Origin of the sequence: Paracoccus actinidiae (genome assembly GCF_030863885.1) — a bacterium.
In the GTDB taxonomy this organism is placed as follows: Bacteria; Pseudomonadota; Alphaproteobacteria; order Rhodobacterales; family Rhodobacteraceae; genus Paracoccus; species Paracoccus everestensis.
Genome location: NZ_CP132956.1, coordinates 3174852 through 3188847, shown reverse-complemented (window position 1 = coordinate 3188847; position 13996 = coordinate 3174852). Strand labels below are relative to the sequence as shown.

The following is a 13996-nucleotide window of genomic DNA, read 5'->3' as shown; positions in this document are numbered from 1 at the left end:
AGTGTCGCAAGCCTCATATCGTTCTGCCGCGAATCTCCATCGCGGGACCGGCGCTCTCTGTCACGCTCCGGTCACAAACACGGAGAGGACATATGGCGCATTCCCCCACCGCCCGGCGTTTCACCTTTCTGCTTCTGGACCGCTTTACCATGCTGCCCTTTGCCGCGGCTTTGGATTCGCTGCGGCTGGCCAACAAGATGGCGGGGGCGCCCTTGTATGAATGGCGCCTGATCGGGCCGGATGGCGGCTTTGCCACCTGTTCCAACGGCGCACAGATCCGGCTGGATGGCGGGCTCGACGATATCGTCGCGGTGGCGCGCGACGGCGTGGTGGTCGTCTGCGGGGGCGATGACATCACGACGCAGGCGACGCGGCCCGTGCTGGCCTGGTTGCGCAAGCAGGCACGCACGGGGGTCACGCTGGCTGCTGTCTGCACCGGCGCGCATGTGCTGGCCAAGGCCGGGCTGCTGGACGGGCGGCGCGCCACGATCCACTGGGAAAACCACGATTCCTTTGCCGAGATCTTCCCCGAGGTGCATCTGCACCGGCAGGTCTTCGTCGATGACGGCACGCGCCTGACGGCGGGGGGCGGCACGTCGTCGATCGACATGATGCTGCACCGCATAGGCCAGACCCATGGTCCCGACCTGGCATCCAAGATCGCCGACCAGATGCTGCATACGGCCATCCGCAACGGGCGCGACCATCAGCGCCTGTCCATCGCCACCCGCATCGGCATCCGCCACCCCCGCCTGGCCGCCGTGGTGGCGCGGATCGAGGCGAACCTGGAAAACCCCATCAGCCCGCCCGAACTGGCCCAGGACGCGGGCATGTCCACCCGCCAGCTTGAACGGCTGTTCATGCGGTATCTGAACCGCAGCCCCAAGCGATACTATCTGGAGGCCCGCCTTGGCCGCGCGCGCCAGTTGCTGCTGAACACCGACCTGCCCTTGATCGAGATCGCCATTGCCTGCGGTTTCGCCAGTTCCTCGCATTTCTCGAAATGCTATCGGGAACGGTATGGCACCTCGCCTTATCGCGAACGGGGGGTGCAGAAGGCCGCAACGGTGGTGGCCTTGCAGCCACGGGAAATGCTTGCCCTGGCGAGCTAGGCCGAGCCTCCCGCTGCGGCCTGCAAGGATGCTTCTTCCCGGGCGCCCTTGCGCCATTGCTCGGGCGTCATCCCCATTCCTTCCCGGAACACCCGGATCAGGTGCGAGGCGTCGCAAAACCCGGTCTCGGCGGCGATCTGGCTGACGGTGCGGTCGGGGCGGGCCAGCAGCATCCGCACCTGGGACAGGCGCACGCGCATGAAGGCCTCGGACGGGGACAGGGACAGGGACGCCGCGAAATGGCGTTCCAGCTTGCGCCGGCTGACCTGAAGATGGGCGGCCACCGCGGCCACCGGGGGCGGCGTGTCCATGTTCTGTTGCAGCATCAGCAGGGCGCGGCGGACCAGGGGGTCATCGGTCGCAAGATCCAAGGGCAGGCCGGGCTGCGGCTCGTCGGCGGCCATGGCCTCGTCTATGATCATGATGTGCAGGCTTTTCTGGGCCGCGGCCCGGCCGATGTGCCGGTCGATCAGAAAGGCCGCCAGATGGGCGGAACTGGCGCCGCCCGAACAGGTCAGCCGGTCGCGGTCCACCACGAAGATGCGGTCGGACACGGGACGCAGCCCGTCGAACTGTTCCAGAAAATCCTCGTGGTGAAACCAGCTGACGCAGCAGCGGTATCCATTCATCAGCCCTGCGCGGTGCAGGATGAAGGCGCCCGTACAGACGCCCACCAGCGGCACCCCGGCTTTGGCCGCGCGGTGCAGGAAGGCGGTGTATTCCGGGTCGAGCCGCTCGATCTCGTCGATCAGCCCGCCGACCACGACGATATAGTCGAAGCGCGCCGGATCGCCCAGCTTTTCGTCCGGCGTCACGGCGATGCCGCAGCTTGACTGCACCGGCTGGCCCGATGTCGCCAGCACCCGCCAGGAACAGCGGATCGGGCGGGACCGGTCGCCTTCGTCCGCCGCCAGCCGCAGCACATCCACGAAATTGGCGAAGGCCGACAAGGTAAAGCGCCGCGCCAGCACAAAGCCGACGCGCAGGCGCAGGGAATCATGGGGGGCGGGACCGTCGCGCATGACGCAAATGTAACACCGCACTGGCGCAGGGATCCAGTCGGGTCGGACGCCTTTCTGGCATCCTGCCAGGCAATACCGGAATCGCCGCAAAAGGTTCGCCCACATGACCCATTTCTCTGGCTTCTCGCTGCTGAAACAGGCGCTCAACGGCCACAAGGGCTGGCGGGAGCAGTGGCCCGACAGCCAGCCCAAGGCCGAATACGACGTGGTGATCGTCGGCGCCGGCGGGCACGGCCTGGGCGCGGCCTATTACCTGGCCAAGGAACACGGCATCACCAATGTCGCGGTGATCGACAAGGGCTGGCTGGGCGGCGGCAACACGGGCCGCAACACCACGATCATCCGGTCGAACTATCTGTATGACGAAAGCGCGAAGCTGTACGACCATGCGCTGGATCTGTGGGACAACCTGTCCCAGGAACTGAACTACAACGTCATGTACTCCAAGCGCGGCGTGCTGATGCTGGCGCATAACGTCCATGACGTGCAGTCCTTCCAGCGTCACGTGAACTCGAACCGTCTGAACGGCGTGGACAACCGCTGGCTTTCCAAGGAAGAGGCCAAGGCCTTCTGCCCGCCGCTGAACATTTCCCCCGATGCCCGCTATCCGGTGGTGGGGGCGGCCTTGCAGATGCGGGCGGGCACAGCGCGCCACGATGCGGTGGCCTGGGGCTATGCCCGCGCGGCGGCGGCGCGGGGCGTGGACATCATCCAGAACTGCGCGGTCAACGCGATCCGACGCGGGCCGGACGGGGCAGTGATCGGCGTCGATACCGCCAAGGGCTTCATCCGCGCGAAAAAGGTCGCGGTGTCGGCGGCGGGCAACACCAGCGTCGTCATGGAAAGCGCCGGGCTGCGGATGCCGCTGGAAAGCTTCCCTCTGCAGGCGCTTGTCAGCGAGCCGGTCAAGCCGATCTTCCCCTGCGTGGTCATGTCGAACACCGTCCACGCCTATATCAGCCAGTCCGACAAGGGCGAACTGGTGATCGGATCGGGCACCGACCAATACACCAGCTATTCGCAGCGTGGCGGGTTGCCGCTGATAGAACACACCGTGGCCGCGATCTGCGAGGTGTTTCCGATCTTCACCCGGATGCGGATGCTGCGCAAATGGGGCGGCATCGTGGACGTGACCCCTGATCGGTCCGCGATCCTGGGCAAGACGCCCATCAAGGGACTTTATGTCAACTGCGGCTGGGGCACCGGCGGCTTCAAGGCCACGCCGGGGGCCGCGCATCTGCTGGCCCATACCGTGGCCCGCGACGAACCCCATCCGCTGAACGCGCCCTTCACGCTGGAACGCTTTACCACCGGCCGTCTGATCGACGAAGCCGCCGCCGCCGCCGTCGCGCATTAAGGAGCCATGCCATGCTGCTGATCCACTGCCCTTATTGCGAAGACACCCTGCCCGAGCTGGAATTCACCTATGCCGGAGAGGCGCATATCGCCCGCCCTGCCGACCCCTCGGTCCTGTCCGACGAGGAATGGCGCGACTTCCTGTTCATCCGCACCAACGCGCGCGGGCCGCATTACGAACGCTGGCGCCATATCGGCTGCGGGCGCTTCTTCAACGCGCTGCGCGACACGGTCAGCGACCGTTTCCTGATGACCTACAAGGCGGGCGAGGCCCGTCGTCCCCTGACCAACGAGGCCGCAGAATGAGCCGCTATCGCATTCCGGGCAAGGGCCGCGTCGATCATTCCGCGCCCCTGTCCTTTACCTTCGACGGCAAGACCTATCCCGGCCTGCGCGGCGATACGGTGGCATCGGCCCTGCTGGCCAACGGCGTCCACCTGATGGGCCGGTCCTTCAAGTATCACCGCCCGCGCGGCGCGGTGACGGCTGGGTCCGAGGAACCGAATGCCCTGATCGGCACCTCTCGCGGACCGGGGCGGTTTGAACCCAACACGCGTGCCACTGTCCAGGAACTGCGCACGGGCCTGGTCACGGAAAGCCAGAACAAGTGGCCGAACCTGTCCTTCGACTTGGGCGCGATCAACGACCGGGCCTATATGCTGTTCTCGGCCGGGTTCTACTACAAGACCTTCATGTGGCCGAAGTCCTTCTGGGACAAGGTCTATGAACCCGTGATCCGGGGCGCCGCCGGCCTGGGCAAGTCGCCGACCGAGGCTGACCCTGACCGCTATGCCAGCCGCTATCTGCACACCGACGTGCTGATCATCGGCGCGGGTGCCGCGGGAATTGCCGCCGCCCTGGCTGCGGCGCAATCCGGCGCGGATGTGACCCTGGTCGACGAGAACCCCGAAATGGGCGGATCGCTTCTGTCCGATCCTGCCGTGCAGATCGACGGCCAGCCTGCCTGGGACTGGATCGAGGCGCAGATGCGCCGCCTGCGCGCCGCCGGGGTGCGGCTGATGACGCGGACCACGGCCATCGGCTATTATCACCAGAACATGGTGGGTCTTTGCCAGCGGCTGACGGATCACCTGGACACCACCACCGCCAATGCCCCGCGCGAACGGATGTGGCGGGTGCGCGCGGGCCAGGTCGTGCTGGCACAGGGTGCGCTGGAAAAGCCCCTGGTCTTTGACGGCAACGACCGCCCCGGCGTGATGCTGGCAGGCGCGGCGCAGACCTATCTGCACAAATATGGCGTGCGCGTGGGCGATGCCCCCGCCGTCGTGACCAGCCATGACAGCGCCTATTACGCGGCCTTCGACCTGGTCCAAAACGGCGCCCGTGTCGCGGCGATCATCGACACGCGCGACGCGGTGCGCCCCGACCTGCTGGATGGCGCCCGTCAGCGCGGGATCGAGGTGCTGGCCGGCCATACGGTCACCACCACCGCCGGCCGCCTGCGCATCAAGTCGGTGCGCGCCAACCCGGTGCGCGGCGGACAGGTGGGCGCGGGCCGCGACATTCCCTGCGACTGCCTGCTGATGTGCGGCGGCTGGACGCCCTCGCTGCATCTGTTTTCCCACACCAAGGGATCGCTGGCCTGGGACGCGGATGGCAACACCTTTCTGCCCGACCGCAAGACCGAGGACTGCGAGATCGCGGGCGCCGGTCGCGGTTTGTGGGGTTACGAGCCCGTCCTGGCCGACGGCGCGGCGGCGGGGCTGCGGGCGCTTGAAGGGTTGGGCCGTGCGGGTCATCCGGCGGGCTTCCGCGTGGCGAATGACCGCCCCGGCACCGGCACCAGCCACACCGAACTGCCGACCGACCGCAGCGCGGGCAAGGCGCGTGCCTTTATCGACTTCCAGAACGACGTGACCGCCAAGGACATCCGCCTGGCCGTGCGCGAAGGGATGCGCTCGATCGAGCACGTCAAGCGTTACACCACCAACGGCATGGCGACCGACCAGGGCAAGATGTCGAACATCAACGGGTTGATGATCGCCGCCGACGCGCTTGGCAAGGCGCCGCCGCAGGTGGGCCTGACGACCTTCCGCCCGCCCTATACGCCGACCAGCTTCGGCGCCTTCTGCGGATACCTGCGGGGCGAGACGTTCCAACTGACCCGCAAGACACCCATCGACCCCTGGGCCGAGGCGAACGGCGCGGTGTTCGAACCCGTCGCCCAATGGCGCCGCGCCTGGTATTTCCCGCAGGCCGGAGAGGATATGCACGCCGCCGTGCTGCGCGAATGCAAGGCCACGCGGGCGTCGCTGGGGATTTTCGACGCATCCACCCTGGGCAAGATCGAGGTCGCCGGGCCGGATGCGGTCGAGTTCATGAACCGTATGTACACCAACCCCTGGACCAAGCTGGCCCCCGGCCGCTGCCGTTACGGGCTGCTGTTGGGCGAGGACGGCTTCATCCGCGACGATGGCGTCATCGGGCGGCTGTCCCCCGACCTGTTCCACGTCACCACCACCACCGGAGGCGCGGCCCGCGTGCTGACCATGATGGAGGATTACCTTCAGACCGAATGGCCGGAACTGGATGTCTGGCTGACCTCGACCACGGAACAATGGGCAACGGTCGCGCTGAACGGGCCGAACGCGCTGACCATGCTGAAGCCGCTGGTCCAGGGCGTGGACTGGGACGACTTCCCGCATATGTCCTGCACGGAATGCACGGTCGCGGGCCTGCCCGCCCGCTTGTTCCGCCTGTCCTTCACCGGTGAGATCGGCTTCGAGGTGAACGTCCCCGCCCGCCACGGCCTGGCCCTGTGGACCGCGCTGATGGAGGCGGGCAAGCCCTATGACATCTGCCCCTATGGCACGGAAACCATGCACGTCTTGCGGGCCGAGAAAGGCTATATCATCGTGGGCCAGGACACCGACGGCACGGTGACGCCGGCGGACGCGGGCCTCGATTGGGCCATCGGCAAGGCCAAGAAGGACTTCGTGGGCAAGCGTTCCTTGTCGCGTCCCGACATCGTGGCCAAGGGCCGCAAGCAGCTTGTGGGCCTTTTGACCGAGGATGGCAGCCTGCTGCAGGAAGGCGCGCAGATCGTGCTGGATCCGAACCAGCCCAAGCCCATGAAGATGGTGGGCCATGTCACCTCGTCCTATCAGTCCACCATGGGCCACCCCATCGCCATGGCGGTGATCGAGGGCGGCTTCGACAAGATGGGCGAGACGGTCTTCATCCCGATGCCCGACGGGGTACGCAAGGCGCGCGTCACCTCGACCGTGTTCTATGACCCCGACAACGCGCGGCTGAAGGCGTAAGGAGAGCGATGATGACCAATCAGAAACACGACTTTGCCGCAGCCGCCATCCGCATCGAGGACGCGGCCCCTGCTCTGCGCCTGTCCCTGCGCGTCAAGCCTGCGCACCGCGAAACCCTGGGCCGCGCCCTTGGCCTGGACCTGCCCACGCGCGTGGGTCTTCGTGCCGCCGCGAACGGGGCCGAGGCGCTGTGCCTGGGACCGGACGAATGGCTGATCACCGCGCCCGAGGGCACGGATCTGGCGACGCCTGCCCGGGCAGTCTATGCCGAGGCGCCGCATAGCCTTGTGGACATCAGCGACCGTGAAATCACCCTGCGCCTGTCCGGGCCTGCGGTTCTGGACGTGCTGGCGGCCTGCTGCCCCCGCAACGTCGCGGCCATGCCCCTGGGCGGTGCGGCGCGCACGGTCTTTGACAGCGCCACCGTGATCTTGTGGCGCGACGGCCCGGCGGATTTCCGCATGGACGTGTGGCGCAGCTTTCTGCCCCATGTCCGCGCCCTGCTGGCGCAGGTGCAGGACGAGGTGATGGCCGGGCTGTAGCCTGCCCGGGATCACGCCGGGGGGATCTCGACCATCTTGCCGCTTTGCGCGGGGGTGATCAGCGCGGACAGGTCGAACCCTACCGCGCGGGCCGTCGCCAGGTAATCCTCGCGCAGCATCTCGGGCAGGTCGTGGCGGCGGGCCAACAGCCACAGGTTCTTGCGATCCGGCGTGCCGACCAGCGAGACGCTGTAATCCTCGGCCAGGCGGATGATCCAGTAATCGCCCTTGGTGAAGGGGATCCACCGCAGGTATTCCGGCAGAAAGCTGACCACCAGCCGCGCATTGCTGTCATCGACCGGCTGGGCCTGCCCCAAGGCCTGCGTGGGCTTGCCCTTGTCGTCAAGGCAGCGGTTGTCCACGCGGATGCTGTTGTCGTCGTTCAGGCCATAGGTCGCGGTGATGTCGCTTGCCCCCTCGGGTTCCCATTTCAGCGGCAGGCGGCAGATTTCGAACCAGGTGCCCAGATAGCGGTCCAGTTCGACGCGGGCGACGGTGTTCAGCGTTGCGGACATTCGATTCTCCTTCTTCCTTTGACGACCAACCCTTGTTGCCGGGACAAGGTTTCGCGGGGTTCTGTCCGCAGGACGGCCATGCAGGGGCTTGACGCCCCGGACCGGGATCGGTCCTGATCCGCGCAAGCCACAGGGGAATGCGCATGACAGACCAGCCGCACGGCCTGCCGGGGATCCTTCGCCGCATCGCGGGCAAGGTTTCTGGCGTGGGCCTGGTGCTGGGCGCGCTGTTCATGGCCGCATCCCTGACGCCCAGCCTGATCCCCCGGTCGGAAATCGTGCAGGGCGTGCTGGCCGGGATGTGCTTTGCGGCGGGCTATGGGCTGGCCGTCCTAGTCCGCTGGATCTGGGTGACGCTGGATCTGCCGCTGATCGGGCGGCGCACCGGGCGGTATCTGCTGGGGGCATCCGCCGGTGTCGCGGCCCTGATCGTCGGGTCATTCCTGTGGCGCGCGACCGATTGGCAGAATTCGATCCGGGCGCCCATGGGGATGGAGCTTGCGCCCCCCGAACTGCCCTTGATGATCGGCGCCATGGCCCTGGTGGTGGCCACGGTGCTGCTGACCCTGGGCAAGCTGGCGGCGCTGTTCGTCCGCCGCCTGATCGGGCGGATCGCGCGCGTCGTGCCGCGCCGGGCCGCGCATCTGCTGGGACTGATCATTGGCGGGGTGCTGCTGTGGTCGCTGGCCAACGGGGTGTTGTTCAGCGGCTTCATCCGCACCGCCGACACGTCTGCGCGCGCGCTTGACGCGGTGATCCCGCCCGACAGCCTGCCGCCCGCCGACCCGTTGCGGACCGGCAGCGCCGCATCCCTGATTGCCTGGTCCGACCTGGGCCGCGAGGGACGCAATTACATCGCCACCACCCCGCGCGCGCAGGATATCGCGGCTGTCGCCGGCGGGGCCGCGATGGAACCGCTGCGCGCCTATGTCGGCCTGAACGCCGCCGACACGGCCGAGGATCGCGCCGCCCTGGCGGTGGCGGAACTGGTCCGCATCGGCGGCTTTGGCCGGTCCATCCTGGTGGTCGCCATGCCCACGGGCACCGGCTGGCTGGATCCTGCGGCGACGACCACGCTGGAATACCTGCATCACGGCGACGTGGCGACGGTGGCGATCCAGTATTCCTATCTGCAAAGCTGGATATCCCTGCTGGTCGAACCCGAATATTCAGCCGAGGCCGGGCGCGCCCTGTTCAGTGCCGTGTATCGCCATTGGTTGACCCTGCCCGAGGGGGAACGGCCAGAGCTGTATCTTTATGGTCTCAGCCTCGGGGCTTACAGTTCCCAGCAGTCGCTGCGCCTGCACGAGATCATCGACCAGCCTTTCGCGGGGGCGCTGTGGGTGGGGCCGCCCTTTGTCAGCCCCTTGTGGCAGACGCTGACGCGCGAACGCGATCCGGCATCCCCGGAATGGCTGCCGCGCATGGGCCAGGGCCAGACGGTGCGGTTCACGAACGGCGGCCAGGGCCTGTCGCCACGGGACGCATGGGGCGGGATCCGCATCGTCTATCTGCAATATGCCAGCGATCCCATCGTGTTCTTCAACACCGGATCGGCCTGGCGCCGCCCCGACTGGATGAACGCGCCGCGCGGGCCCGACATCTCGCCCGAATTGCGGTGGTATCCGATCGTCAGCTTTCTGCAACTGGCCTTTGACATGGCCGTATCGCTGAACGTGCCGATGGGGCACGGGCATCTGTATGCCTATGACGATCATGTGGCGCCCTGGATGGCGGTCACGCAGCCCCCCGGCTGGAACGAGGCGGGCCTGGACCGGTTGCGCAGGCATTTTAAGGATATGCAGGCACAGGCTATGGCGGCGGCGGATTAACTTTCCACCACGTCGCGGCGGCAAGGAACCCGGCCCGGCGGATCACGTTGTCGTCGCATAACGACGCTGCCCGGCATCCTGCCCCCAACACGTCAGAACGAGGCCCCGATGTATGTGATGCACATCGCCCTCGGGGGTTGCATCAAGCAGCCGCCGATCAGCTATGGCCTGACCCAGGACACGGGCGGGCACATCGCCTATATCCTGGGCGCCGCCACCGCGCAGTCGCACCTGCCCGAGGTCACGCGCGTCGATATCCTGACCCGCCTGTTCGACGATCCCGCGCTTGGCGCCGATCACAGGGAACCGGTCCAGCAGATCGGACCCAGGCTGCGCATCCTGCGGCTGAAAGGCCCGTCCTCGGCCTATCTGACCAGGGAAGCCCCGGACGCCGAACTGCCCGCCCTGACAGAAGCGTTCCTGGACCTGCTGTCGCATCTGCCCAAACGGCCCGACATCCTGCATTGCCATTTCGCCGATGCCGCCGAACTGGGCCTTGCGGCGCGGGCGCGTTTCCGCATCCCGATGCTGTACACCCCGCATTCGCTTTCCCTCGATAGGCTGGGCTGCGCGGCGGATGACGGTGGCTCCGCGTGCCGCGACCTGCTGCGGCGCGAACGCGCGGCGATCACTGGCGCCGATGCCATCATCGCCTCGTCGCGGGACGAGGCGGAACGCCAGGTCGCCGCCTATGACCCGGCCGGCGGCGGCCGCGTGTGGCGGATCAATCCCGGCATCAGCCTGCCTGCCGCGAGGGACGACGGCGGCGCGGCCCGGCTGCTGCGGAACGGCCTGGACCGGCCCGACCTGCCCTTCCTGCTGGCGATCGCCCGTCCGGTGGAAAAGAAGAACCTGGCCGGGCTGATGCGGGCCTATCTTGCCTCGCCTGCCCTGCAGGACGCCGCGAACCTGGTGATCCTGGCGGGCCAGGATGGGCCGGAACCCGAACAACACGCCATTCGCGCCGATCTGGCCCGCATGGCCGCGACCTTGCCCGGCAAGGTGCTGTTGCCCCCGCGCCACGACGCGTCCCTTGTGCCGCAGCTTTACCGGCGTGCGGCGGCGCAGGGCGGGGTTTTCGTCAATCCCGCGTTGCACGAGTCCTTTGGCCTGACCCTGATTGAGGCCGCGCGGTCCGGCCTGCCAGTGGTCGCCACGCGCAACGGCGGGCCGGTCGATATCGTGGACACGCTCGGCCATGGGCTGCTGATCGACCCGCATTCCCCGGATGCGATTTCCGACGCCTGCCTGCATCTGCTGCGCGACCGCGAGGCCTGGGCGCGGATGTCGCGGAATGCCGCCGACCGGCATCGCCAGTTCGACTGGGCGGCCTGGGCCGAACGGGTGTCGCTGGTCATGCGCCGCCTGACGCGCAAGTCGGCCCCCCTTCGTCCCACGCCGCTGCCTCGGGCGCTGCTGGCCTTCGACATCGACGGCACGCTGACCGGCTGTTCGCGGTCCGCCCCGGTCTTTGGCCGCTGGGCGGGCGGTGCGACGGATCGACGGCAACAGTTCATGATCGCCACTGGCCGGTCCCTGCCCGAGGCGCGGCGCATCCTGGCGGACTGGTCGCTGCCGGAACCGGCGGTCATGGTCACCTCGGTCGGGTCGGAGATCTGGCGGGCCGACCGGCGCGGGTCGCTGGCGATGTGTCCCGATTATGCCGCCTGGATCGGGCAGGACTGGGATGCGCAGGCGATCCGGGACGTGCTGGTCCCCATGCCCGTCACCTGGCAGCCCCGCCACGATCAGCGCCGCTGGAAGATCAGCCTGGCCGGTCCCGAGGATCAGGCCTGGGCCATCCAGGACGCCCTGGTCGGCGCGGGCCTTGCGGCGCGGGTGATCCCGTCGCACGGACGCTTCATCGACATCCTGCCCCAGCGTGCGGGCAAGGCCGGCGCCCTGGCGTTCGAGGCGCGGCGCCTGGGCCTGACCCTGGCCGACTGCGTGGCCGCGGGCGACAGCGGCAACGACACCTGCATGCTGGCCGCCGCAGGGCGCGCCATCGTCGTGGGCAATGCCTGGGCAGAGTTGCGGCTGGCCGACCGGACCGGCCTTTACCGCGCAAGCGCCCCCCATGCGGCCGGCGTGCTGGAGGGGTTGGCCCATTTCGGCCTGGCCGATGCGCCCGCCACCAGCAAGACGCAAAAATCCATGCCGCTGCCTGCTGCCGAATGATGCGCATTGCCCTGCTGGCCCATGTCCGCCATCCCATCGCGCCCCCCTTCATGGGCGGGATGGAGGCGCATTCGTGGCACCTGGCGCGCGGGCTGGTCGCGCGCGGCCATGACGTGACGCTGTTCGCGCCGGGCGACAGCGATGCGGCGGGAACCCTGTGGCCGATCCTGCCCCGGTCCTATGGCGGCGACTACCAGCCGGACGAACCGGAACTGAACACCTGGCTCGACTCCCGTTTCGCCAAGGTGGCCGAGGCGCTGCTGGATGGCGGTTTCGACGTGATCCACAACAATTGCCTGCACCGCTATCCGCCCCGGCTGGCCCGGCAGGAACGGCTGGCTTGCGTGACCTCGCTGCATATCCCGCCCTTTGATGCCCTGCACCGGGCGGTGCGGGACAGCCCCGCGCCCTGGTCGCGGTTCACCGTCACCTCGGCCCGGCAGGTGGAAAGCTGGTGGGACGGCACCCCCCCGCCTCAGGCAAGGATCGTTCACAACGGCATCGATGCCACGCTGTGGCCCTTTTCCCCCGCCGGCGACGGTAGCGCGGTCTGGGCCGGGCGCATCACGCCCAACAAGGGGGCGCATCTGGCCGTCCGCGCAGCGGCCCTTGCGGGGATCCCGCTGACCCTGTTCGGCGCCATCGAGAACCGGGGTTATTTCAACGCCGAGATCGTCCCCTTTCTGCAAGGCGACATCCGCTATGGCGGGCATCTGCCCGGGGCGGATCTGGCGGCGGAATTCGGCCGTGCCTCGGTCCTGATGTTCACGCCCTTGTGGGACGAACCCTTTGGCCTGACTTCCGTCGAGGCGATGTGCTGCGGCCTGCCCGTCGCGGCCCTGGACATGGGCGCCGCGCGCGAGGTGATAGGCGAGGCAGGGCGCTTTGCCCCCGACGCCACGCCGCAGGATCTTGCGGACGCCACGGTCGCTGCCCTGGACATCCCGCGCCCCGTTCCCCGCGACCGGGTGCTGCGCCATTTCACCCAAGACCGGATGATCGCGGATTACGAAGCCGAATATGCCGCCGCCATTGCCGGGCTGTCGCAACCCGCGCCGCCGGTCGATTTTTCCGCCTGGGATTTGTGCCCGGTTGCGCGTCCTTCGGCCCCCCTTCCCATGGCCAGATCTGCATGAACTGCAATCGCCCCTTGTGACCCGCCACCCCCTGTCCTAACCATGGCGCGTCCGATACCAGACGGTCCCGCCGCCATGCCCCACCAGAACCCGATGCAGGGCATCCTGCTGAAATGCGCCAGCGTGGCGGTGTTCACGGTCATGGCAGCCATGGTCAAGGCCACGTCGGAAACCGCCGACGTGCCGGCCGGCCAGCAGGTTTTCTTTCGCTCGCTGTTCGCGATCCCGGTGATCCTGGCCTGGCTTGCGATGCGCGGCGAATTGTCGGTGGGCCTGCGCACCGTGCGCCCCATCGGCCATTTCTATCGCGGCGTCATCGGCACCGTCGCCATGGCGCTGAACTTCTGGGCCCTGGCGCTGCTGCCCTTCCCCGAGGTGACGGCCATCGGCTATGCCTCGCCCCTGCTGGTGGTGATCTTTGCCGCGATGTTTCTGGGCGAGGATGTGCGCCTGTTCCGCCTGTCGATGGTGGGCGTGGGGCTGACCGGGGTGCTGATCGTGCTGTCCCCGCAATTGCGGCTGGACGGGGATCCCGACCCGTATCGGATGCTGGGCGCGGTCGTGGCCTTTGGCGGCGCGCTGATGGCGGCATTGGCGCAGCTTTTCATCCGCAAGCTGGTCCAGGACGAACGCACCTCGGCCATCGTGTTCTGGTTTTCCTTCACGGCCACCGTGCTGGGCCTGGCCACGCTGCCGTTCGGCTGGATCATGCCGGATGCCACCACGGCCGCGCTGCTGGTCGGCAGCGGCATCCTGGGCGGCGTGGCGCAGATCCTGCTGACCTCCGCCTATCGCTTTGCGGATGCGTCGCTGGTGGCGCCTTTCGAATATGTTTCCATGCTTCTGGCGATCGCGATCGGCTGGTACGTGTTTTCCGAGGCGCCGACCCCCGTGGTCCTGACCGGCGCGGCCCTGGTGATCGGGGCGGGGGTCATGATCATCTGGCGCGAACGGCAACTGGGGCTGGAACGCAACCGTCAGCGCAAGGCAATGACGCCCCAGGGCTGATCGGCAGTTGA

The 13996-nt window shown here is 67.8% G+C and carries 11 protein-coding genes; 9 read left to right on the top strand and 2 right to left on the bottom strand.

What is annotated here, in order from left to right; genetic code table 11:
• The first annotated feature begins 92 nt into the window (after positions 1 to 92).
• Complete coding sequence (locus Q5701_RS15785) at positions 93 to 1112, top strand: GlxA family transcriptional regulator (RefSeq protein ID WP_306751959.1); 1020 nt, start codon at positions 93 to 95, stop codon at positions 1110 to 1112.
• Here Q5701_RS15785 and Q5701_RS15780 read toward each other — a convergent pair.
• Entirely contained in the window at positions 1109 to 2134 is a 1026-nt protein-coding gene (locus tag Q5701_RS15780; protein ID WP_306751958.1) for a GlxA family transcriptional regulator, read from the bottom strand. The two genes, Q5701_RS15785 and Q5701_RS15780, sit on opposite strands and share 4 nt — an antisense overlap.
• Before the next feature lie 103 nt (positions 2135 to 2237).
• Between Q5701_RS15780 and Q5701_RS15775 the strand changes: the two genes are divergently transcribed.
• The 4 genes from Q5701_RS15775 to Q5701_RS15760 are packed head-to-tail and all read left to right on the top strand — an operon-like array spanning position 2238 to position 7316.
• A complete protein-coding gene (locus Q5701_RS15775; protein ID WP_306751957.1) occupies positions 2238 to 3491 on the top strand; it encodes a sarcosine oxidase subunit beta family protein in 1254 nt (417 codons plus the stop codon).
• Positions 3492 to 3502: 11 nt separating this feature from the next.
• Positions 3503 to 3796, top strand: coding sequence for a sarcosine oxidase subunit delta (locus Q5701_RS15770; RefSeq protein ID WP_306751955.1), 294 nt, complete (start codon positions 3503 to 3505; stop codon positions 3794 to 3796).
• A complete protein-coding gene (locus Q5701_RS15765) occupies positions 3793 to 6774 on the top strand; it encodes a sarcosine oxidase subunit alpha (RefSeq protein WP_306751954.1) in 2982 nt (993 codons plus the stop codon). The genes Q5701_RS15770 and Q5701_RS15765 overlap by 4 nt, the downstream gene beginning before the upstream one ends.
• Positions 6775 to 6782: 8 nt before the next feature.
• Complete coding sequence (locus Q5701_RS15760) at positions 6783 to 7316, top strand: sarcosine oxidase subunit gamma (RefSeq protein WP_306751953.1); 534 nt, start codon at positions 6783 to 6785, stop codon at positions 7314 to 7316.
• Between the two features lie 11 nt (positions 7317 to 7327).
• Here the strand turns inward: Q5701_RS15760 and Q5701_RS15755 are convergent, their stop codons facing one another.
• Positions 7328 to 7831 (bottom strand): lipocalin family protein, encoded by a 504-nt coding sequence (locus Q5701_RS15755; protein WP_306751952.1) that lies wholly within the window; start codon positions 7829 to 7831, stop codon positions 7328 to 7330.
• Positions 7832 to 7974: 143 nt separating this feature from the next.
• On the opposite strand from Q5701_RS15755, the gene Q5701_RS15750 reads away from it, so the two are divergent.
• The 4 genes from Q5701_RS15750 to Q5701_RS15735 all read left to right on the top strand — a co-directional run bounded on the left by Q5701_RS15750 (position 7975) and on the right by Q5701_RS15735 (position 13985).
• Positions 7975 to 9663 carry an alpha/beta hydrolase gene (locus Q5701_RS15750; RefSeq protein WP_306751951.1) on the top strand — a complete coding sequence of 563 codons (1689 nt, stop codon included), beginning with the start codon at positions 7975 to 7977 and terminating at the stop codon, positions 9661 to 9663.
• A gap of 117 nt (positions 9664 to 9780) precedes the next feature.
• On the top strand, positions 9781 to 11841 hold the full coding sequence (locus tag Q5701_RS15745; RefSeq protein WP_306751950.1) for an HAD-IIB family hydrolase: 2061 nt from the start codon (positions 9781 to 9783) through the stop codon (positions 11839 to 11841).
• On the top strand, positions 11838 to 12977 hold the full coding sequence (locus Q5701_RS15740; protein ID WP_306751949.1) for a glycosyltransferase: 1140 nt from the start codon (positions 11838 to 11840) through the stop codon (positions 12975 to 12977). The genes Q5701_RS15745 and Q5701_RS15740 overlap by 4 nt, the downstream gene beginning before the upstream one ends.
• A 75-nt stretch (positions 12978 to 13052) precedes the next feature.
• Positions 13053 to 13985, top strand: a complete 933-nt coding sequence (locus Q5701_RS15735; RefSeq protein WP_306751947.1) for a DMT family transporter — start codon at positions 13053 to 13055, stop codon at positions 13983 to 13985.
• The last annotated feature ends 11 nt before the right edge of the window (positions 13986 to 13996 follow it).